This is a genomic window from Enterobacter sp. MGH120, from assembly GCF_001037725.1.
Classification (GTDB): Bacteria; Pseudomonadota; Gammaproteobacteria; order Enterobacterales; family Enterobacteriaceae; genus Enterobacter; species Enterobacter hormaechei_C.
On sequence record NZ_KQ089940.1, the window covers coordinates 2,553,968 to 2,572,887 of the forward strand.

The following is an 18,920-nucleotide window of genomic DNA, read 5'->3' on the forward strand; positions in this document are numbered from 1 at the left end:
TCACTCTCTCTCCATGTTCAGCGGGAAATGACAGGCAAACAGATGGTTTTTCGGCCCTGTCAGGCGCGGTGTTTCAATGCATTTGCGCTGAGCATACGGGCAACGCGGACCCAGACGGCAGCCAATGGGCAGCGATTCCAGCAGCGGTATCGCGCCAGGCAGTGTATTCAGCCGGCTTTTGTGCGGCATCGCGCTGCCAAAGTCCGGGATCGCCCTGATCAGCGCCTGCGTGTAGGGATGATGCGGCGTCGTCACCAGGTCTTCGCTTGGCGCGGTTTCTACCGTCTGGCCGCAATACATTACATCAATTTTATCCGCCCATTTGCTCAGCATTTGCAGGTCGTGGCTGATCAGCAAAATGGTGGTGTTGTTATTCTGGTTCAGACGCGTGAGCAGGCGGAAAATCTGGGCCTGGGTGGTTGGCTCCATCGCGTTCGTTGGTTCGTCCGCAATCAGCAGACGCGGCTGATTCGCCAGGGCGATGGCAATCATCACTTTCTGGCATTCACCGTCGGTCAGTTCGTAGGGGAAACTGCGCATCGCGTCTTTATGGTCTTTGATCCCGACACGGTGCAACAGCTCAATGGCACGGCGTTTACGCCAGCCGAAACGCTGCCACCAGCGGCCTTTATAGGTCCACCCGGGGATGTTCTGCATCAGCTGTTTCCCGACGCGCTCGGACGGATCGAGACAGGATTGAGGCTCCTGGAAAATCATCGAGACGTTATGGCCCACCAGTTTACGGCGTTCGCGCGGGGAGAGACGCAACAGATCGATGTCGTCGAAGCGCATACGATCGGCGGTCACCCGCCAGTTGTCCTTCGCCACGCCGCAAATGGCCTTGGCGATCAGACTTTTCCCTGAACCCGATTCGCCCACCAGCCCGCGGATTTCGCCCTCTGCGAGCGTAATACTGATGCGATCCACGGCCTTGACCCAGCCTTCGCCCGTTTTAATTTCGATCGTGAGGTTGCGGATATCGAGTAACGGCATTATTGCACCCCCGCATTGATTGCGCGGCGGATCCCGTCGCCCAGCAGGTTAACGAGCAGCACGCTCACCATGATGGCCGCGCCCGGCAGCATGACCGTCCACGGCGCAACGTAAATCAGCTCCAGCGCATCGCCAAGCATAGCGCCCCATTCCGGGGAAGGGAGCTGCGCGCCAAGGTCCAGGAAGCCCAGCGCTGCGATATCCAGAATCGCCATCGACAGGGCGCGGGTGATCTCCGTCACCAGCCCGGCGGCAATGTTAGGCAGCACGGCAAACCACAAAATATTAAACGTGGTGGCGCCATCCAGACGGGCGGCGACGACATACTCTTTCTCCAGCTCGTCGTGAACCAGGCTGTAAACCGAGCGCACCATGCGCGGCAGAATGGCCAGCCAGACGGCGAACATCGCATGGGTGAGGTGCGGCCCCGCGAAGGCCACGACGATAATCGCCAGCAGCAGCGAAGGAATAGAGAGCAGGGTATCAAGAATATGGTTAAGCACGGCCGACCGCAGCCCGTGGGTTGAGCCGGCAAAAATGCCCAGCGCCAGGCCGCAGATCGCGGCAGCCAGGGTGACCACGAACGCGCCGCCCACCGTAGGTGCGGCGCCGCTCAGCAAACGACTTAGCACGTCGCGTCCGAGATCGTCAGTCCCCAGGAAGAACGAAACCTCCCCGTAGCGCGACCACGACGGCGGTAAAAGCTGATAGCCAAGGAACTGCTGATCGATGCCATACGGCGCAAACCACGAACCCAAAACGCACAGCAACACGAGGCCAATGCAGCCGTAAAAGCCGATCATCGCCGTGGTGTCGCCGTAAAAATTACGCCACACGGTGCGTAGCGCACCGGGCGTGCGCTTTTCGCTGTAGACGTTATCGTAAGGCATACCATTCCTTATGCTTCAATGGGTTGGCCATGGCACCCAAAATATCGGAAATAACGTTAACAATAATGACCAGCGAGCCAATCACCATCACGCCGGCGGAGATCGCCGCATAATCCTGCTGGCGAATGGCATTGATCATCCAGCGCCCAAGGCCCGGCCAGCTGAAAACCATCTCGGTGATCATCGCCAGCGTCAGCATGGTTGAGAATTGCAGCCCAAGACGTGGGATTACGGGGGGCAACGCATTGTGCAGCACATGGCGACGTAAAATCGTCAGGCGAGACAGTCCGCGCGTGGCGGCGGCTTTCACATAGTTTTGATCGAAGACGTCGATAGTGCTGATGCGCATCAGGCGGATCACCTCGGTCGTCGGCGCGACGGCCAGCGTAAGCACCGGCAGCACCATGTGGCGCAGCGCACTCACGATCATTTCGTCGCGCCAGACTGAATCAGAAAGCCAGGCGTCAACGATGGCGAAGCCGCTAACCGTTTGCACGTTATACAGCAGGTCAAAACGGCCAGATACCGGCAGCCAGCCTAACGTCAGTGAGAAGAAGAGGGTAAGCAGCAGCGCCAGCCAGAAAACAGGGATGGAAAAGCCAATTAAGGCAAGCGCGCTAATAAATTTATCCTGCCATTTATTACGATAAATTCCCGCCAGCATTCCCACCGGGATCCCCACCATGAGGGCAAAGCCAAAGGCGAGTATACACAGCTCCATGGTGGCCGGGAAAACCACTTTCAGCTGTTCGGAGATGAGCTGTCCGTTGATGCTGGACACGCCAAAATCCCAGTGCAGCAGGCCATTAAACCAGAACAGCCAGGCGTCCCAGAGAGATGAGCCCTGAAGCGGGGCGTGCGGCGTAAAGTAGCTCAGGCTAAAGCCGACAAAGGTCAGGAAGAACAGGGTCACCAGCAGTAACAGTAGCCGACGCAAGGTAAATATAATCATGGTTTCTTCACCTCTTGTTCTTTCTCACGGGTCACGCCCGCGAAGGAGGCGTTACCAAACGGGCTGAGTACCAGCCCTTTAATATCGTAACGGTAGGCCTGGAGGCGCAGGGAAGAGGCAAGCGGCAACACGGGAAGTTCTCTGGCCAGAATATTTTGCGCTTCATCGTAGGCCTCAATGCGTGAGGCAAGCTGTTGAGACGCCAGCGCTTTTTGCAGCACGGCATCAAATTCCCGGTTACACCAGTGGGCGTAGTTGGTCTGGGAGTTGATTGCCGCACAGCTCAGCAGCGGATGGAAGAAGCTGTCCGGGTCGTTACTGTCGGTGGACCAGCCAGCCAGCGTTAAGTCGTGATTCATGTCCATCAGACGCGCCTCCTGGAAACGGCCTTCGACAGGCACGATGATCACCTTAACGCCCACCTGCGCCATATCAGCCTGCAACAGCTCAGCCGTTTTCAGCGGGCTGGGGTTCCACGCCTGAGAGCTGGTGGGCACCCACAGCTGTAGCGTCAGGTTTTCTGCCCCCAGCGCTTTAAGCTGTTCGCGCGCTTTCGCCGGATTATATTCCGTAATCTTCGCCTCGCCGTCATAGGCCCAGGAGGCGCGCGGAAGAATAGAGGCGGCGGTTTCCGCGGTACCGTAGTAAATCGACTGCATCAGACGCTGGTTGTTGATCGCTAACGCCAGCGCATGGCGCACGGCCGGATTATTCAGCGGCGGCTTATCGGTGTTAAACGCCAGATAAGCGATGTTCATGCCCGGGCGCAGGGTCAGGCGCAGGCGTGGGTCGTCGCGCAAAATGGTCAACTGGCTGGCCGCAGGCCAGGCAAGCACGTCGCACTCGCCGGTCAGCAGTTTGGAGAGTCGGCCTGTTCCACCTGAACCCAGATCAACAATAACCTGCGGCATCAGCGGCTTGCCGCGCCAGAAACGATCGTGGCGTTGCAGGCGAATGTATTGTCCGGCGCGGAACTCTGCTAACTGGAACGGACCGGTGCCTACAGGCTCACGATCGAGACGTTCCTGACGATCCTTTTTCGTCAGCTGATCCGCGTATTCGGCTGACATGACCGAGGCGTAGTGCGTCGCCAGATGCCAGAGGAAGGAGGCATCCGGGCGATTCAGACGAAACTCAACCGTACGGTTATCCAGTTTGCGAACGCTTTTGACCGAGTCCGCGAATTGCAGACTGTCGAAATAGGGGAAGTTCCCGCCATTAACGTTATGCCACGGATGATTGCGGTTGAATATGCGCTGGAAGGTGAAAACCACGTCATCCGCGTTGAGCTTACGGGTTGGGGTAAACCACGGGGTGTGCTGAAATGCGACATCATCGCGTAGACGAAAGCGGTATGTGGCGCCGTTATCAAGCACTTCCCAACTTTCAGCAAGCTCCGGAACCAGCCGATAGGTATAAGGATCGACGTCGAGCAGGCGATCGTAGAGCTGTGCGGCCAGCGTATCGACAATCAGGCCACTCCCCGCTTTTTGCGGATTAAAAATATCAACTTGCCCGCTGACGCAGTAGACGAAACCACTATCACGGATATCAGGAGGCACAGCGCGATCGGGCGCAGCAAAGGCCAGATTGCTGAACAAACCGAGTGCAAACAGGGACGATAAAACCAGGCGCATAGTTTTTAAGGTTTTTAGATTCGATCTGCAAAGTGTATCGCACTTACGCCTGCTTCGTAAAAATGTCTGGGGGTAAGTGCTGATAATGTCAGCGCATTTGATGTTTTTTGAGCAATGCCCTTAACTGATGGTAGGTCAGGCCCAGCAGTTCAGCCGCCCGTTTCTGATTATATTTCGCCTCTTTCAGGCTCTGCTCAAGCAGCTGTTGCTCCTGCTGATGCTGGAACTGGCGTAAATCGAGCGGCAACGCCGGAGCCTGCTGGCGCGTCGCCGGAGCAGGGAGCTGTTTATCCTCGCGCCGAAAAGGATCGAGAATAATGTTGTCCAGTTCGGTCTCGCTGCTGCCATGCCGGTAAACGGACCGTTCCACCACGTTTTTCAGTTCACGAATATTGCCCGGCCAGTGGTAACCGAACAGGGTCCCGGTGGCCCGTTCGCTGAAGCCCGGAAAGAGAGGCAGACCCAGTTCCCGGCACATCTGAATGGCAAACTGATCGGCCAGCAGCATGATATCGCTGCGCCGCTCCCGCAGCGGCGGCAGCTGTACAACATCGAAAGCCAGCCTGTCCAGCAGGTCGGCGCGGAATTTGTCCTCAGCCACCATCGCGGGCAGGTCGGCGTTGGTGGCGCATACCAGGCGAACGTTGACCTGGAGGGGCTGACTGCCGCCAACGCGTTCCAGTTCACCGTACTCAATGACGCGCAGCAGTTTTTCCTGCACCAGCATCGGCGCGGTCGCCAGCTCGTCGAGAAAGAGCGTTCCGCCATCGGCGCGCTCAAAGCGTCCGGGATGGCGTTTTTGTGCGCCGGTGAAGGCGCCAGCTTCATGACCAAACAGCTCGGTGTCGAGCAGATTTTCATTCAACGCGGCGCAGTTAAGGGAAATAAAAGGACCGTCCCAGCGGCCAGACAGAAAGTGCAGGCGGTTAGCGATAAGTTCTTTACCCGTTCCGCGCTCACCGATAATCAGCACCGGTTTATTCAGCGGTGCGAGCCGCGATACCTGTTCAAGCACTTCCAGGAAGCTGTTAGCTTCGCCAAGCAAATTATCTTTATATTCAGCCATGATGAAATTAACCACTCCTTAGTGATATTCACCAAGTGAGAATAGCTGCTGGCTGGATAAATATCAATCACACTCAGTAAAATCAATAAGATAAAAAGTTGGCATGGGATTTGTATTAACTACTCAGCAGGGCATCGCCCGATAACAGAACTATGAGGATTGAATTATGGGTATTTTTTCTCGTTTTGCCGACATCGTGAACGCCAACATCAACTCGCTGCTGGAGAAAGCGGAAGATCCGCAGAAGCTGGTGCGCCTGATGATTCAGGAGATGGAAGACACGCTGGTTGAAGTACGCTCCACCTCCGCCCGCGCGCTGGCAGAGAAAAAGCAGTTAACGCGTCGTATCGAGCAGGCAACTGCCCAGCTTAACGAATGGCAGGAAAAAGCGGAACTGGCGCTGCGTAAAGATAAAGAAGATCTGGCTCGCGCTGCGCTGATTGAGAAGCAGAAGCTGACCGACATGGTTGCCACGCTGGAACACGAAGTGACGCTGGTGGATGATACTCTGGCGCGTATGAAGAAAGAGATTGGTGAGCTTGAAAACAAACTCAGCGAAACCCGTGCACGTCAACAGGCGCTGGCGCTGCGCCACCAGGCTGCAAGCTCGTCCCGCGACGTGCGTCGCCAGCTGGACAGCGGCAAGCTGGATGAAGCGATGGCCCGTTTCGAATCGTTTGAACGTCGTATCGACCACATGGAAGCTGAAGCCGAGAGCCACAGCATCGGTAAACAGAAAACCCTCGATCAGCAGTTTGCTGACCTGAAAGCCGATGATGAAATTAGCGAGCAACTGGCTGCGCTGAAAGCCAAAATGAAACAAGACAACCAATAATAATTCCTGCGGCACCTGAGCGTGCCGCATCGTAAGACAAGGAGTACACATGAGCGCGCTTTTTCTGGCTATACCCCTGACCATTTTCGTGCTGTTTGTTCTGCCCATCTGGTTATGGCTGCACTACAGCAACCGCTCTTCACGCGGTGAGCTGTCGCAGAGTGAACAACAGCGGCTGGCGCAGCTCTCTGCCGAGGCAAATAAAATGCGCGAACGTATTCAGGCGCTGGAAGCGATCCTGGACGCGGAACACCCGAACTGGAGGGAACGGTAATGGCTGGACTGAATCTGAATAAAAAACTGTGGCGGATCCCACAGCAGGGCATGGTTCGGGGTGTTTGCGCCGGGCTGGCGCACTATCTGGATGTTCCGGTAAAACTGGTGCGTGTGGTTACTGTATTATCGATTTTCTTCGGTCTGGCCTTTATTACGCTGGTGGCATACATCATTCTGTCGTTTGTGCTCGATCCTATGCCGGAAGGTGAGCTGGATGCGGAGAACACGCCAACCAGCAGCGATCTCCTGAACGCGGTGGATGAACAGCTGAGCGCAGGGGAGAAGCGATTGCGCGAGATGGAACGTTATGTCACCTCCGATACCTTTACGCTGAGAAGTCGTTTTCGTCAGCTTTAAGAGAGAACTTACATGAAACAAAACTGGCAACAGGCCGGTCAGAAGGTAAAACCCGGCCTGAAAATCGCAGGTAAACTGGTTCTGATGACGGCGTTACGTTATGGCCCGGCCGGTGTGGCGGGTTGGGCGATCAAGTCTGTTGCCCGCAAGCCGGTCAGAATGATGCTGGCGGTCGCTCTGGAGCCGCTGTTACAGAAGCTGGCAAAACGCGTTTCCCGGCGCTACCTGTCACGCTAGTTTCTCCCGCATTAGCCCTTTCTCGCCCAGAGAAGGGGCATGACTTTCCCTTCTGCGTTTCTTCTGCTTTTCTGCTTTCTTTGCGGCAGCTCACAATAATGCGTTGCGCTGCGCTGAGATTGCTGCTTTCTGCCCCCGGGTCCGTTGACAGATATTTTACATGGGAGTAGATTGCCAATCCGTGGGACCGCTACCATGGAAAATAATGTGAACGCAAAAATTAAAAAACTTATCAATCATATTTACGGTGAATCATTTTCAGATGCACACCTTAACGTGTTATTAACTAAGCTTGAAAAGGCGGCGGTTAATATTACAGAAAAGCGTAAGTCAGGCTGGGATGAAAAAGACGTTGTGCTGATTACCTATGCCGATCAGTTCTCCGCGAAAGGGGAGAAAGCGTTGCCGGTATTTACCCGTTTCTATAATGAATGGCTTTCTCGCACGTTTTCTCATGTCCATCTGTTACCGTTTTATCCGTGGTCGTCGGATGATGGATTTTCCGTTATTGATTATCACGAAGTTGCACCTGAAACCGGAACCTGGCGAGATGTCGCGGAATTAAAACAGTCTGCCAGCTTAATGTTTGACTTCGTTTGCAACCATATGTCAGCGAAAAGCGAATGGTTTGCTAATTATCTGGCGCAGAAGCCGGGCTACGAAGATTTCTTTATTTCTGTCGATCCCGAAACCGATTTATCGGCGGTGACGCGTCCCCGCGCATTACCGCTGCTGACGCCGTTCACGCTTAATGATGGCAGCGTTCGTCATCTGTGGACCACATTCAGCGATGACCAGATCGATCTCAATTTCGCCTCGCCGCAGGTGCTGATTGCCATGGTTGACGTTCTGCTCCATTACCTCATGGAAGGGGCGCGTTATATCCGTCTGGATGCGGTCGGGTTTATGTGGAAGATCCCGGGAACCACCTGTATCCATCTGGAACAAACCCATTGCCTTATCCAGCTGTTCCGCGCCATTACGGACGCCGTGGCGCCTGGAACGGTGATCATCACTGAGACAAATGTTCCCCACAAAGACAATATCTCTTACTTCGGTGATGGTGAAAATGAAGCCCAGATGGTCTATCAGTTTTCCTTACCACCGCTGGTGCTGCACGCCGTTCATCGTCAGGATGTCAAAGCCCTGTGCCGGTGGGCGGGCTCGCTGGCGCTGCCTTCAACTTACACCACCTGGTTTAATTTCCTGGCTTCACATGATGGTATCGGATTGAACCCGTTACGCGGCATCCTTCCGGAATCAGAGATCCTTTCGCTGGTCGAAAAGCTTCAGCAGGAAGGCGCGCTGGTCAACTGGAAAAATAATCCTGACGGAACGCGAAGCCCCTATGAAATTAATGTCACCTATCTTGATGCGTTGAGTTTGCGAGACAGCTCAGATGATGAGCGCATTGCGCGGTTCATCCTGGCGCATGCTGTGTTATTAAGTTTTCCTGGCGTACCGGCTGTATATATTCAAAGCATTCTTGGTTCGCGTAACGATTATGAAGGTGTCGAACGTCTCGGATATAATCGCGCGATAAACAGGAAGAAATACACCGCAGGTCAGGTTGATCGGGAGCTTAATAATAATAAGAGTATACGTTATCAGATTTATTCTCGTTTGAGTGAGCTTATTGCTATTCGTCGCGGCGAGCGTGCGTTCCATCCGGATAGTCAGGCTATTTTTGACGCAATCGGTGAACATATTCTTAAAATTGTTCGTGTTGCTGAAAATGGCGAGCGAATGACAGCATTATTTAATTTTAGCAATAAAATGCTGACCGTTTATGGACAAACGCTCTTTGGTAGGGAATTACTCTCAGGACAAGATATTAGCGGTACGGAACTGACCCTCAATCCATGGCAGGTAATGTGGATTAAAGAAAACTAAAAAGGACCCTAAAATGAAAATGCCCAAAATTGTGCTGTTATCAGCACTGGTTTCGTGCGCCCTGTTAGCAGGCTGTAAGGACGATAAAGCATCTCAGGTCACCATTGAGTTTATGCACTCGTCGGTAGAACAGGAGCGTCAGGCAGTTATTACGAAACTGATCGAAAAATTCGAGAAAGAAAACCCGACTATTACGGTGAAACAGGTCCCCGTTGAGGAAGATGCCTATAACACCAAGGTCATTACGTTGGCCCGTACCGGCGCGCTGCCGGAAGTGATTGAAGTCAGCCATGACTACGCCAAAGTCATGGATAAAGAGCAACTGCTGGACCGTGACGCGATCGGCAACGCGATTAACGCCGTCGGTGAAGATACCTTTTACGACGGTATTTTACGCGTTGTTCGCACCGAAGACGGCAAGGCATGGACGGGGGTGCCGGTTAGCGCGTGGCTGTCCGGCGTCTGGTATCACAAAGATGCGCTCGCGGCAGCGGGAATCGAAGAACCGCACAACTGGGAGCGACTGCTGAAAGCCAGTCAGGCGCTCAACGATCCGGCGAAAAAACATTACGGTATCGCGCTTCCAACCGCAGAAAGCGTCATGACGGAGCAGGCCTTCTCGCAGTTTGCGTTGTCAGGCGGAGCCAACGTCTTTGATGCAAACGGCAACGTGAAAATCGATACCCCTGAAATGTCGAAAGCGTTGGCGTTTTATCGGGCACTGGCCGCGAACACCATGCCGGGCTCCAATGATGTCATGGAGATCAAAGACGCCTTCATGAACGGCTCTGCGCCTATGGCCGTTTACTCCACCTATATCCTGCCCGCGGTCTACAAAGATGGCAATCCGGCCAACCTGGGGTTCGTGGTCCCGACGGAAAAATCATCAGCCGTGTACGGCATGATCACCTCGTTGACGATCACGACCGGCCAGACCGAAGAGGAAACGCAGGCGGCAGAAAAATTTGTGACCTGGATGGAGCAGGCTCAAAACGCGTCTGACTGGGTGATGATGTCCCCTGGCGCGGCGCTGCCGGTGAACAAACTCGTGGTGGGCACTGAGAGCTGGAAAAACAACGACGTGATCAAAGCCTTTGGCCAACTGCCTTACGAGCTGATTGCGCAGTTCCCGAACGTCCAGGTATTTGGCGCCGTGGGCGATAAAAACTTTACCCGCATGGGAGACGTTACCGGGTCCGGCATTATCAGTTCCATGGTGCATAACGTGACGGTGGGACGAAAAGATCTCAATGCGACGTTAAGCAACAGCCAGAAGAAACTGACTGACCTGATATCACAACGATAGGAGCGCTTTGCGAAGGGAATTATGAAGACGTTGTTTTCTGGTCGTTCAGATATGCCTTTCGCCATGCTGCTGTTGGCCCCCAGCCTGATTTTGCTGGGGGCCCTGGTGGCCTGGCCAATGATTTCCAACATTGAAATCAGTTTTTTACGTTTACCGCTGAACCCGCGTATTGATGCGGTGTTTGTCGGCCTGGATAACTACATTCGCATTCTGGGCGATGCTGCGTTCTGGCACTCCCTGTGGATGACGTTCTGGTACACGGCGCTGGTCGTGCTCGGCAGCACCGGGCTGGGGCTGGCCGTAGCGATCTTCTTTAACCGTGAATTCCGCATGCGGAAAACGGCACGTTCACTGGTGATCCTGTCCTACGTGACGCCGTCTATTTCACTGGTATTTGCCTGGAAATATATGTTCAACAACGGCTACGGGATTGTGAACTACCTGGGCGTTGATCTGCTGCATCTCTACGATCAGGCGCCGCTGTGGTTCGATAATCCTGGCAGCAGTTTTGTCCTGGTTGTGCTGTTCGCCATCTGGCGTTACTTCCCGTATGCCTTTATCTCGTTCCTCGCGATTTTACAGACCATTGATAAATCATTGTACGAAGCGGCAGAGATGGACGGAGCAAATGCCTGGCAGCGTTTTCGTATCGTGACGTTGCCCGCCATCATGCCGGTGCTGGCCACGGTGGTCACGCTGCGAACCATCTGGATGTTCTACATGTTTGCGGATGTGTATCTGCTCACCACCAAGGTCGACATTCTTGGCGTATATCTCTACAAAACCGCCTTTGCGTTCAATGACCTGGGTAAAGCAGCCGCCATTTCCGTTGTGCTGTTTGTGATCATCTTCGCGGTCATTCTGCTGACCAGAAAAAGGGTAAACCTCAATGGCAACAAATAAACGCGTTCTGGGCCGTATCGGTTTTTATCTGGGACTGGCGCTATTTCTGATTATCACGCTGTTTCCGTTTTTTGTGATGTTGATGACGTCGTTCAAAAGCGCGAAAGAGGCGATCTCGCTGCACCCGACCATTCTGCCGCAGGAGTGGACGCTACAGCACTACATCGACATCTTTAACCCGCTGATTTTCCCGTTTGTGGATTACTTCCGTAACAGCATGGTGGTGTCGCTGACCTCCTCGGTCATTGCGGTGTTTCTCGGCACGCTGGGCGCGTATGCGTTATCCAAACTGCGCTTTAAAGGGCGCACGACGATCAATGCGAGCTTCTACACCGTCTATATGTTCTCCGGGATCCTGCTGGTGGTGCCGCTGTTCAAAATCATCACCGCGCTCGGCATTTATGACACCGAACTGGCGCTGATCATCACCATGGTGACGCAGACGTTGCCTACCGCGGTCTTTATGCTGCGCAGCTATTTCGACACCATCCCGGACGAAATCGAAGAAGCCGCGATGATGGACGGCCTGAACCGCCTGCAAATCATCTTTCGCATCACCGTGCCGCTGGCGATCTCGGGTCTGGTGTCGGTCTTTGTCTACTGCTTCATGGTGGCGTGGAATGACTATCTGTTCGCCTCCATTTTCCTGTCCAGCGCCAGCAACTTCACGTTGCCGGTCGGGCTGAACACGCTCTTCAGTACGCCAGATTACATCTGGGGTCGCATGATGGCTGCATCGCTGGTAACGGCACTTCCGGTCGTCATTATGTATGCCCTGTCTGAACGTTTCATTAAAAGTGGTTTGACCGCCGGCGGCGTGAAGGGCTGAGGCGGCCGATTTTAACAAGGAGTCAGTCATGAAAAAATTAGTTGCGACAGCGCCTCGTGTAGCGGCGCTGGTGGAATACGAAGATCGTCCTGTTGCAGCACACGAGGTGAAGATTCGTGCCCGTTATGGCGCCCCAAAACACGGCACTGAAGTCGTGGATTTCCGCGCGGCAAGCCCGTTCATCGATGAAGAGTTCAACGCGGAGTGGCAGATGTTTACCCCGCGTGAAGAAGGTGCAGCGCGCGGCATCGAATTTGGTAAATTCCAGCTGGGGAACATGATCGTCGGCGACATCATCGAATGTGGTGCGGACGTGACGGAATACCAGATCGGCGACAGCGTCTGCTGCTACGGCCCGTTGCAGGAAACGGTCATTGTTAACGCGGTGAACAACTATAAGCTGCGCAAAATGCCGCAGGGCGCATCCTGGAAAAACGCCGTTTGCTACGATCCGGCGCAGTTCGCCATGAGCGGCGTGCGTGATGCTAACGTCCGCGTAGGGGATTTCGTCGTGATTGTGGGACTGGGCGCGATTGGTCAGATTGCGATTCAGCTGGCGAAAAAAGCCGGCGCGTCAGTGGTTATTGGTGTCGATCCTATCGAACATCGCTGTGAGATCGCCCGCCGTCACGGTGCAGACCACTGCCTGAACCCAATCGGTACCGATGTCGGTCTGGAAATTAAGAAACTGACCGGCAAGCAGGGCGCGGATGTGATCATCGAAACCAGCGGATTTGCAGATGCGCTGCAATCTGCGCTGCGCGGTCTCGCCTACGGAGGAACAATCTCCTACGTGGCCTTCGCCAAGCCGTTTGCGGCGGGCTTCAACCTTGGTCGCGAGGCACACTTCAACAACGCCAAAATTGTCTTCTCCCGCGCATGCAGTGAACCCAACCCGGATTATCCGCGCTGGAGCCGCAAGCGTATTGAAGAGACCTGCTGGGAATTGCTGATGAACGGTTATCTCAATTGCGAAGATCTGATCGACCCGGTCGTCACCTTCACCACCAGCCCGGAAAGCTATATGAAGTATGTCGATCAGCACCCGGAACTCAGTATCAAAATGGGCGTCACTTTTTAAGCTAAGGACAGCAAATCATGAAAATCGCAACACAAAACCAGGCCTTTTTCCCGACCGCTATCATGGAAAAATTCGAATACATCAAAGCGATGGGATTTGATGGCTACGAAATCGATGGCCGACTGCTGGTGGAAAATCTCGACGAAGTAAAAGCGGCTATCAAAGCCACCGGCCTGCCGGTCACGACGGCCTGTGGCGGATACGATGGCTGGATCGGGGATTTCATCGAAGAACGCCGCCTGAACGGTATACAGCAGATTGAACGCATTCTGGAAGCGCTGGCAGAAGTGGGCGGAAAGGGGATTATCGTTCCGGCTGCCTGGGGGATGTTTACCTTCCGTCTGCCGCCAATGACTTCGCCACGTAGCCTGGACGGCGATCGCAAAGCGGTCAGCGCTTCCCTGCGCTGGCTGGATGAGGTGGCAGCGCGCACCGGTACTACCGTCTACCTGGAGCCGCTGAACCGCTATCAGGATCATATGATCAACACCCTGGCCGACGCGCGTCGTTATATCGTAGAGAACGGCCTGAAGCACGTGCAGATCATCGGTGATTTCTACCACATGAATATTGAAGAAGACTCCCTGACGGAAGCGCTGCATCACAACCGCGACCTGCTGGGTCATGTGCACATTGCTGATAACCACCGCTATCAGCCGGGCAGCGGCAGCCTCGATTTCGCCAGCCTGTTCGATCAGCTGCGTGCCGATAACTATCAGGGTTACGTCGTGTACGAGTGCCGGGTGCGTGCCGACGATCCGGCTCAGGCCTATAAGGACTCTCTCACTTACTTGCGTGAATGCTAAGGATGACGAGCGTGATGAGTGCTTCTACACCTTTGCCTCTGCGCGTCGCCATTATTGGCGCCGGGCAGGTTGCAGACAAAGTGCATGCCTCGTATTACGCCACGCGCAGTGATGTTCAAATGGTGGCTGTCATGGACAGCCGCCTTGAGCAGGCACAGGCGTTCGCGGAACGTTATGCTATTCCATCGGCATGGCAGGACGCTCACGAGATGTTGCAGGAAGTAAAACCGGATGTGGTGAGCGTCTGTTCGCCTAACCGGTTCCATTTTGAACATGTGATGGCGGCTCTCGAAGCAGGCTGTCATGTGATGTGTGAAAAGCCGCCGGCGATAACCGCGCACAGCTTCCAGAGACTGGGGAACCGGAAACACACCGGCCAGTTTGGCGAATGGGATCCTGCGCAGTTTACCGTGGAAGATGCCCTGTTTGGCACGATTGAGTTCTGCAACGGTGGCATTCTGCGTCTGGACACCTCTTTTGCGCTTAATATCCGCGAGCTGTCGATCATGAACGTTTCTTTCTGCGGTGAGAAGGCGGGTGCAACGCTGTTCCCGGCACACATTTATAACGACGAAGCCGGTGTTTTGCAGACGCTGATCCAGCGTGAAGAAGCTGACGATCGGAGACATCTGCGCAGTATGGACGCGTTTGTTCGCCACGTATTGGGCGAGCCGGTCATGATTGCCGATGCGGAGCAGGGGCTGGTGATCCAGCAATTAGTCGCGGCGTTATATGAAGCCGCGGAAACAGGGGAAAGCGTGACGTTATGCTGAACCAGTCTGTATTAACCGATCCGGGCTTTTGCCCGCATAGTCTGAATAAGTACGCGTCCATTATGGCCTGCGGCAATGGCTACATGGGCATGCGCGCCACGCATGAAGAAGATTACACCCAGCAGACCAGAGGCATGTATCTCGCGGGGCTGTATCATCGCGCGGGACGCAACGAAACCACTGAGCTGATCAATCTGCCGGATGTCACCGGGATTGAAGTTGAGCTGGACGGCGTCAATTTCACGCTCCTTTCAGGCGAAATTCTTGAGTGGCAACGCGAGCTGGCCTTTGCTAACGGCGAACTGCATCGTAACGTTGTCTGGCGTTCGCCGGACGGAAAACGCTATCGCCTCGAGAGCCGTCGTTTTGTTTCGCTGGACCAGTTGCCCTTAGTGGTAATGCAGCTCTCGATCACACCGCTTGACGGCGCCGCTCAGGCCGTGCTGAAAACCGGCATAGATGCGACACAAACGAACAGCGGCAGGCAGCACCTGGATGAAATCTCGGTCAGGGTCTTTGACCAGCACTACATGCAGGGTGTGTATGAAACGCAGGACCGGGCGTCTGAAGTTGTTGTTTCGGCGTTTTGTCAGCTCTCCGCTAAGAGCGACAGTTGTTTCACCGCCAAAAATCGTCGCCTCAGCGTTCATCATTCTCTGACTATCTCGCAAGGTGACACTGTCACGCTTGAAAAAATCGTCTGGCTGACGCATCGCTGCGATAAATCGCTCTCTCAGGAGTCTTTCGCCCGCAACGCGCTGGCCGATCTCAAAGTCTGCGCCGCAAGAGGCTACGATGCGTTGCTTGAAAGCTCAGCGTACGCCTGGAAAGCGGTATGGCGTGACGCTCGGGTGGAAGTGACGTGTGCAGAACAGCAGGATCAGCTGGCGCTGGATTACGCCGTCTGGCATCTGACGACAATGACGCCTGCTCATGATGAGCGAAGCAGTATTGCGGCGAAAGGGCTGACGGGTGAGGGGTATAAGGGACACGTCTTCTGGGATACCGAAATTTTCCTGCTGCCGTTCCATCTGTTTACCCGTCCACAGATTGCCCGCAGTCTGCTGCGCTATCGCTGGCTCAATCTTTCGGGCGCGCGTGAAAAAGCACGCCGTAACGGTTGGCCGGGCGCGTTGTTCCCGTGGGAAAGCGCCGCCAGCGGACAGGAAGAGACGCCAGAATTTGCGGCCATTAACATCCGCACCGGGGTTCGCCAGAAGGTCGCCTCCGCACTCGCTGAACACCACATCGTGGCTGATATTGCCTGGGCCGTTGTCGCTTACTGGCAGGCAACACACGACGATGCCTTTATGCGCAATGAGGGCCTGACGCTGCTGATGGAAACCGCTTCGTTCTGGATGGGACGCGCGGCGGAAATTAATGGTCGTCTTGAGATCCATGACGTAATCGGACCGGATGAATACACCGAGCATGTCAACAACAACGCCTACACCAACTATCTGGCCTGGCACAACGTTGCCTGCGCGCGTCAGTTTATGGCGATGTTTGGGCGTGAAGATGCGCGTTTTACGGAGAATGCCGGGACGTTTCTGGCGCGCCTGTGGCTGCCAGAGGCCGACGCAGAGGGTGTGATCCCGCAGGATGATACCTTCATGGCAAAACCTGCCATCGATCTGAGCCGCTATAAAGCCAAAGCGGGTAAGCAAACCATTCTGCTTGATTACTCTCGCGCGGAAGTGAACGAGATGCAGATCCTGAAGCAGGCCGACGTGGTGATGCTTAACTACCTGCTGCCGGAACGGTTTACGCCGCAGCAATGTGCCGCCAATCTGGCGTTCTACGAGCCACGCACGATCCATGATTCATCCCTGAGTAAAGCCATTCACGGCATTGTGCTCGCACGCTGCGGTGACACCGACGGGGCGTATGCCTTCTGGCGTGATGGGATTGCCATCGACCTGGGGGACGACCCGCACAGCAGCGATGATGGTATTCATGCCGCCGCCACCGGTGCGATCTGGTTGGGCGCCATTCAGGGATTTGCTGGCCTGCACATTAGCGAAGGGGAGCTGCATCTTGCGCCGAAGCTGCCTGCTCACTGGCAGAAACTCGCCTTTCCGCTGCGGTGGCGGGACGCAACGATGCACATTACCTGTGAAGATGACCAGTTAACCATTGAAACCACCGCACCTGTCACGTTGACGCTGTGGGGTAAAACGCTGCACGTATCAGGGCGAAAGGTCTGTGAGCGTAAGGACTTTCTTGCATCTGTTAATGGGACCGCTACCACGGAGGGGCGCCATGACACTTAACGCTGTTGTATTCGATCTGGACGGGGTGATCACCGATACCGCGCATCTTCACTTTCTGGCCTGGCGCGCCGTGGCGGAGGAGATTGGTATCACCTTCGATGAAGTATTTAACGAACAGCTGAAGGGAATAAGCCGTATGGACTCCCTCCAGCGCATTCTGAAACATGGCGGGAAAGAGGGGATGTTCAGTGACGAGCAGCGCCTGGCGCTGGCGACGAAAAAAAACGCGCTTTACGTCCAGTCGCTGGCATCACTGACGCAGGATTCGCTGCTGCCGGGTATTCGCGACGTGCTGGCGGATATTCGCGCCGCGAAGGTCAAAATTGGCCTGGCATCCGTATCGCTTAATGCTCCTGGGATTTTGCACGCGTTGGGTATTCATCAGGCTTTCGATTTTTGCGCCGATGCTTCGCGCATTTGCCGCTCAAAGCCGGACCCGGAAATCTTCCTTGCGGCCTGTAAAGGACTGAACGTGCGTCCTGAAGAGGCCATTGGTATCGAAGATGCCGCCGCAGGAGTAGATGCGATTAACGCCGCAGGAATGCTGTCGGTCGGGATTGGGCCTGGCCTGAACCATGCGGGATTACAACTTCATTCAACGCAGGAACTGACCTGGGAACGCCTGACGGCGTTCTGGGCATCCCGGGCGTATTGATAAGGAATTAATAATGGCTCAACTGTCTCTGAAACACATTCAGAAAATCTATGATAACCAGGTCCACGTGGTGAAGGATTTCAACCTCGAAATTGAAGACAAAGAATTTATTGTCTTCGTCGGTCCATCGGGCTGTGGGAAATCCACGACGCTGCGAATGATTGCCGGCCTCGAGGAGATCAGCGCGGGTGAACTGATTATTGACGGGGTTTGCATGAATGATGTTCCCGCCAAGTCCCGTGATATTGCGATGGTCTTCCAGAACTATGCGCTCTATCCGCATATGACGGTCTACGACAACATGGCGTTTGGCCTGAAAATGCAAAAATTGCGCCCTCCGTCATTGAAGAACGCGTTACCTGGGCGGCACAGATCCTGGGCTTGCGCGACTATCTCCAGCGTAAACCTGGTGCGTTGTCCGGCGGTCAGCGCCAGCGCGTGGCGTTAGGCAGGGCGATAGTGCGCGAAGCGGGGGTCTTCCTGATGGATGAGCCTTTATCCAATCTCGATGCCAAACTTCGTGTGCAGATGCGCGCTGAAATCAGCAAGCTGCACCAGAAGCTTAATACCACCATGATTTACGTGACGCACGATCAGACGGAAGCCATGACGATGGCGACCCGCATCGTGATTTTAAAGGACGACATCATTCAGCAGGTGGGCGCGCCGAAGCAGGTATACAACGAGCCGGCGAATATGTTCGTTGCAGGGTTTATTGGTTCGCCTGCGATGAACTTCATTCGTGGCGCGATCGACGACCGCTACTTTGTGACGGAAACGCTGCGCCTGGAGATCCCGGAGGACAAGCTGGCCGTACTGAATGCGCAAGGTTACCAGCGTAAAGCGGTTGTCTTTGGGATCCGTCCGGAAGACATTCTCACCGCACAGCGAAGCGGTGAAAACATCACGGCGAAGATCAGCGTTGCTGAGCTGACCGGGGCTGAATTTATGCTTTATGCCACCGTGGGTGGGCATGAACTGGTTGTCCGTGCGGGAGCGGCGGATGATTACGTTGCCGGAGATAATATCGGCATCCAGTTCGATATGAATAAGTGCCATTTCTTCGATGCTGATACTGAAACAGCTATTAGATAAGAAAGGTGTTCGCCGGAAATGAAAGTTTCCGGTTTTTTGTGTGTTAATTATAAAGGAATATTT

18 protein-coding genes and 1 pseudogene are annotated in these 18,920 nt (G+C 54.7%); 14 read left to right on the forward strand and 5 right to left on the reverse strand.

Annotation, left to right across the window (positions count from 1 at the left end):
• The 5 genes from sapD to pspF form a co-directional block, all read right to left on the reverse strand.
• Positions 1-993 (reverse strand): putrescine export ABC transporter ATP-binding protein SapD, encoded by a 993-nt coding sequence (gene sapD / locus SK54_RS11995; protein ID WP_003856840.1) that lies wholly within the window; start codon positions 991-993, stop codon positions 1-3.
• Positions 993-1,883, reverse strand: coding sequence for a putrescine export ABC transporter permease SapC (gene sapC / locus SK54_RS12000; RefSeq protein WP_003856843.1), 891 nt, complete (start codon positions 1,881-1,883; stop codon positions 993-995). The genes sapD and sapC overlap by 1 nt, the downstream gene beginning before the upstream one ends.
• Positions 1,870-2,835 carry a putrescine export ABC transporter permease SapB gene (gene sapB / locus SK54_RS12005; RefSeq protein ID WP_017383081.1) on the reverse strand — a complete coding sequence of 322 codons (966 nt, stop codon included), beginning with the start codon at positions 2,833-2,835 and terminating at the stop codon, positions 1,870-1,872. The genes sapC and sapB overlap by 14 nt, the downstream gene beginning before the upstream one ends.
• Positions 2,832-4,472 (reverse strand): ABC transporter substrate-binding protein SapA, encoded by a 1,641-nt coding sequence (gene sapA / locus SK54_RS12010; RefSeq protein WP_048247252.1) that lies wholly within the window; start codon positions 4,470-4,472, stop codon positions 2,832-2,834. The genes sapB and sapA overlap by 4 nt, the downstream gene beginning before the upstream one ends.
• Before the next feature lie 88 nt (positions 4,473-4,560).
• Positions 4,561-5,553, reverse strand: a complete 993-nt coding sequence (gene pspF, locus SK54_RS12015) for a phage shock protein operon transcriptional activator (protein WP_169809162.1) — start codon at positions 5,551-5,553, stop codon at positions 4,561-4,563.
• 151 nt (positions 5,554-5,704) lie between these two features.
• On the opposite strand from pspF, the gene pspA reads away from it, so the two are divergent.
• From pspA to SK54_RS12085, 14 genes and pseudogenes are all read left to right on the forward strand, one after another.
• Positions 5,705-6,373, forward strand: coding sequence for a phage shock protein PspA (gene pspA / locus SK54_RS12020; protein ID WP_015570399.1), 669 nt, complete (start codon positions 5,705-5,707; stop codon positions 6,371-6,373).
• Between the two features lie 49 nt (positions 6,374-6,422).
• Positions 6,423-6,647: an envelope stress response membrane protein PspB gene (gene pspB / locus SK54_RS12025; protein WP_003856853.1), complete on the forward strand. Its 225-nt coding sequence runs from the start codon at positions 6,423-6,425 to the stop codon at positions 6,645-6,647.
• A complete protein-coding gene (pspC, locus tag SK54_RS12030) occupies positions 6,647-7,006 on the forward strand; it encodes an envelope stress response membrane protein PspC (protein WP_006810819.1) in 360 nt (119 codons plus the stop codon). Before pspB ends, pspC begins: the two co-directional genes overlap by 1 nt.
• A gap of 12 nt (positions 7,007-7,018) precedes the next feature.
• Positions 7,019-7,243 carry a phage shock protein PspD gene (gene pspD / locus SK54_RS12035; protein ID WP_003856857.1) on the forward strand — a complete coding sequence of 75 codons (225 nt, stop codon included), beginning with the start codon at positions 7,019-7,021 and terminating at the stop codon, positions 7,241-7,243.
• Between the two features lie 195 nt (positions 7,244-7,438).
• Positions 7,439-9,136: a sugar phosphorylase gene (locus tag SK54_RS12040; protein WP_048247256.1), complete on the forward strand. Its 1,698-nt coding sequence runs from the start codon at positions 7,439-7,441 to the stop codon at positions 9,134-9,136.
• Between the two features lie 13 nt (positions 9,137-9,149).
• Positions 9,150-10,442 (forward strand): ABC transporter substrate-binding protein, encoded by a 1,293-nt coding sequence (locus tag SK54_RS12045; RefSeq protein WP_045335001.1) that lies wholly within the window; start codon positions 9,150-9,152, stop codon positions 10,440-10,442.
• Between the two features lie 21 nt (positions 10,443-10,463).
• On the forward strand, positions 10,464-11,345 hold the full coding sequence (locus SK54_RS12050; protein ID WP_045349646.1) for a carbohydrate ABC transporter permease: 882 nt from the start codon (positions 10,464-10,466) through the stop codon (positions 11,343-11,345).
• Entirely contained in the window at positions 11,332-12,174 is an 843-nt protein-coding gene (locus SK54_RS12055) for a carbohydrate ABC transporter permease (RefSeq protein ID WP_015570402.1), read from the forward strand. The genes SK54_RS12050 and SK54_RS12055 overlap by 14 nt, the downstream gene beginning before the upstream one ends.
• A 28-nt stretch (positions 12,175-12,202) precedes the next feature.
• Positions 12,203-13,255, forward strand: coding sequence for a zinc-dependent alcohol dehydrogenase (locus SK54_RS12060; protein ID WP_048247258.1), 1,053 nt, complete (start codon positions 12,203-12,205; stop codon positions 13,253-13,255).
• Between the two features lie 17 nt (positions 13,256-13,272).
• Entirely contained in the window at positions 13,273-14,061 is a 789-nt protein-coding gene (locus tag SK54_RS12065) for a sugar phosphate isomerase/epimerase family protein (protein WP_048247260.1), read from the forward strand.
• Positions 14,062-14,075: 14 nt separating this feature from the next.
• A complete protein-coding gene (locus tag SK54_RS12070; protein WP_048247952.1) occupies positions 14,076-14,834 on the forward strand; it encodes a Gfo/Idh/MocA family protein in 759 nt (252 codons plus the stop codon).
• Complete coding sequence (locus SK54_RS12075; protein WP_032619599.1) at positions 14,828-17,107, forward strand: glycoside hydrolase family 65 protein; 2,280 nt, start codon at positions 14,828-14,830, stop codon at positions 17,105-17,107. Before SK54_RS12070 ends, SK54_RS12075 begins: the two co-directional genes overlap by 7 nt.
• Positions 17,097-17,762: a beta-phosphoglucomutase gene (gene pgmB, locus SK54_RS12080; RefSeq protein ID WP_022648295.1), complete on the forward strand. Its 666-nt coding sequence runs from the start codon at positions 17,097-17,099 to the stop codon at positions 17,760-17,762. The genes SK54_RS12075 and pgmB overlap by 11 nt, the downstream gene beginning before the upstream one ends.
• Positions 17,763-17,775: 13 nt before the next feature.
• Positions 17,776-18,857 (forward strand): annotated as a pseudogene (locus tag SK54_RS12085) (ABC transporter ATP-binding protein).
• Positions 18,858-18,920: the final 63 nt, after the last annotated feature.

Bases quoted from the DNA above. Each gene is read 5' to 3' on its own strand.
- SK54_RS12075 (WP_032619599.1), top strand. From the start codon at position 14,828: ATGCTGAACCAGTCTGTATTAACCGATCCGGGCTTTTGCCCGCATAGT.
- pspD (WP_003856857.1), top strand. From the start codon at position 7,019: ATGAAACAAAACTGGCAACAGGCCGGTCAGAAGGTAAAACCCGGCCTG.
- SK54_RS12040 (WP_048247256.1), top strand. From the start codon at position 7,439: ATGGAAAATAATGTGAACGCAAAAATTAAAAAACTTATCAATCATATT.
- SK54_RS12050 (WP_045349646.1), top strand. From the start codon at position 10,464: ATGAAGACGTTGTTTTCTGGTCGTTCAGATATGCCTTTCGCCATGCTG.
- SK54_RS12070 (WP_048247952.1), top strand. From the start codon at position 14,076: ATGAGTGCTTCTACACCTTTGCCTCTGCGCGTCGCCATTATTGGCGCC.
- pspA (WP_015570399.1), top strand. From the start codon at position 5,705: ATGGGTATTTTTTCTCGTTTTGCCGACATCGTGAACGCCAACATCAAC.
- SK54_RS12065 (WP_048247260.1), top strand. From the start codon at position 13,273: ATGAAAATCGCAACACAAAACCAGGCCTTTTTCCCGACCGCTATCATG.
- SK54_RS12060 (WP_048247258.1), top strand. From the start codon at position 12,203: ATGAAAAAATTAGTTGCGACAGCGCCTCGTGTAGCGGCGCTGGTGGAA.
- sapD (WP_003856840.1), bottom strand. From the start codon at position 993: ATGCCGTTACTCGATATCCGCAACCTCACGATCGAAATTAAAACGGGC.
- pgmB (WP_022648295.1), top strand. From the start codon at position 17,097: ATGACACTTAACGCTGTTGTATTCGATCTGGACGGGGTGATCACCGAT.
- SK54_RS12045 (WP_045335001.1), top strand. From the start codon at position 9,150: ATGAAAATGCCCAAAATTGTGCTGTTATCAGCACTGGTTTCGTGCGCC.
- sapC (WP_003856843.1), bottom strand. From the start codon at position 1,883: ATGCCTTACGATAACGTCTACAGCGAAAAGCGCACGCCCGGTGCGCTA.
- SK54_RS12055 (WP_015570402.1), top strand. From the start codon at position 11,332: ATGGCAACAAATAAACGCGTTCTGGGCCGTATCGGTTTTTATCTGGGA.
- sapA (WP_048247252.1), bottom strand. From the start codon at position 4,472: ATGCGCCTGGTTTTATCGTCCCTGTTTGCACTCGGTTTGTTCAGCAAT.
- sapB (WP_017383081.1), bottom strand. From the start codon at position 2,835: ATGATTATATTTACCTTGCGTCGGCTACTGTTACTGCTGGTGACCCTG.
- pspB (WP_003856853.1), top strand. From the start codon at position 6,423: ATGAGCGCGCTTTTTCTGGCTATACCCCTGACCATTTTCGTGCTGTTT.
- pspC (WP_006810819.1), top strand. From the start codon at position 6,647: ATGGCTGGACTGAATCTGAATAAAAAACTGTGGCGGATCCCACAGCAG.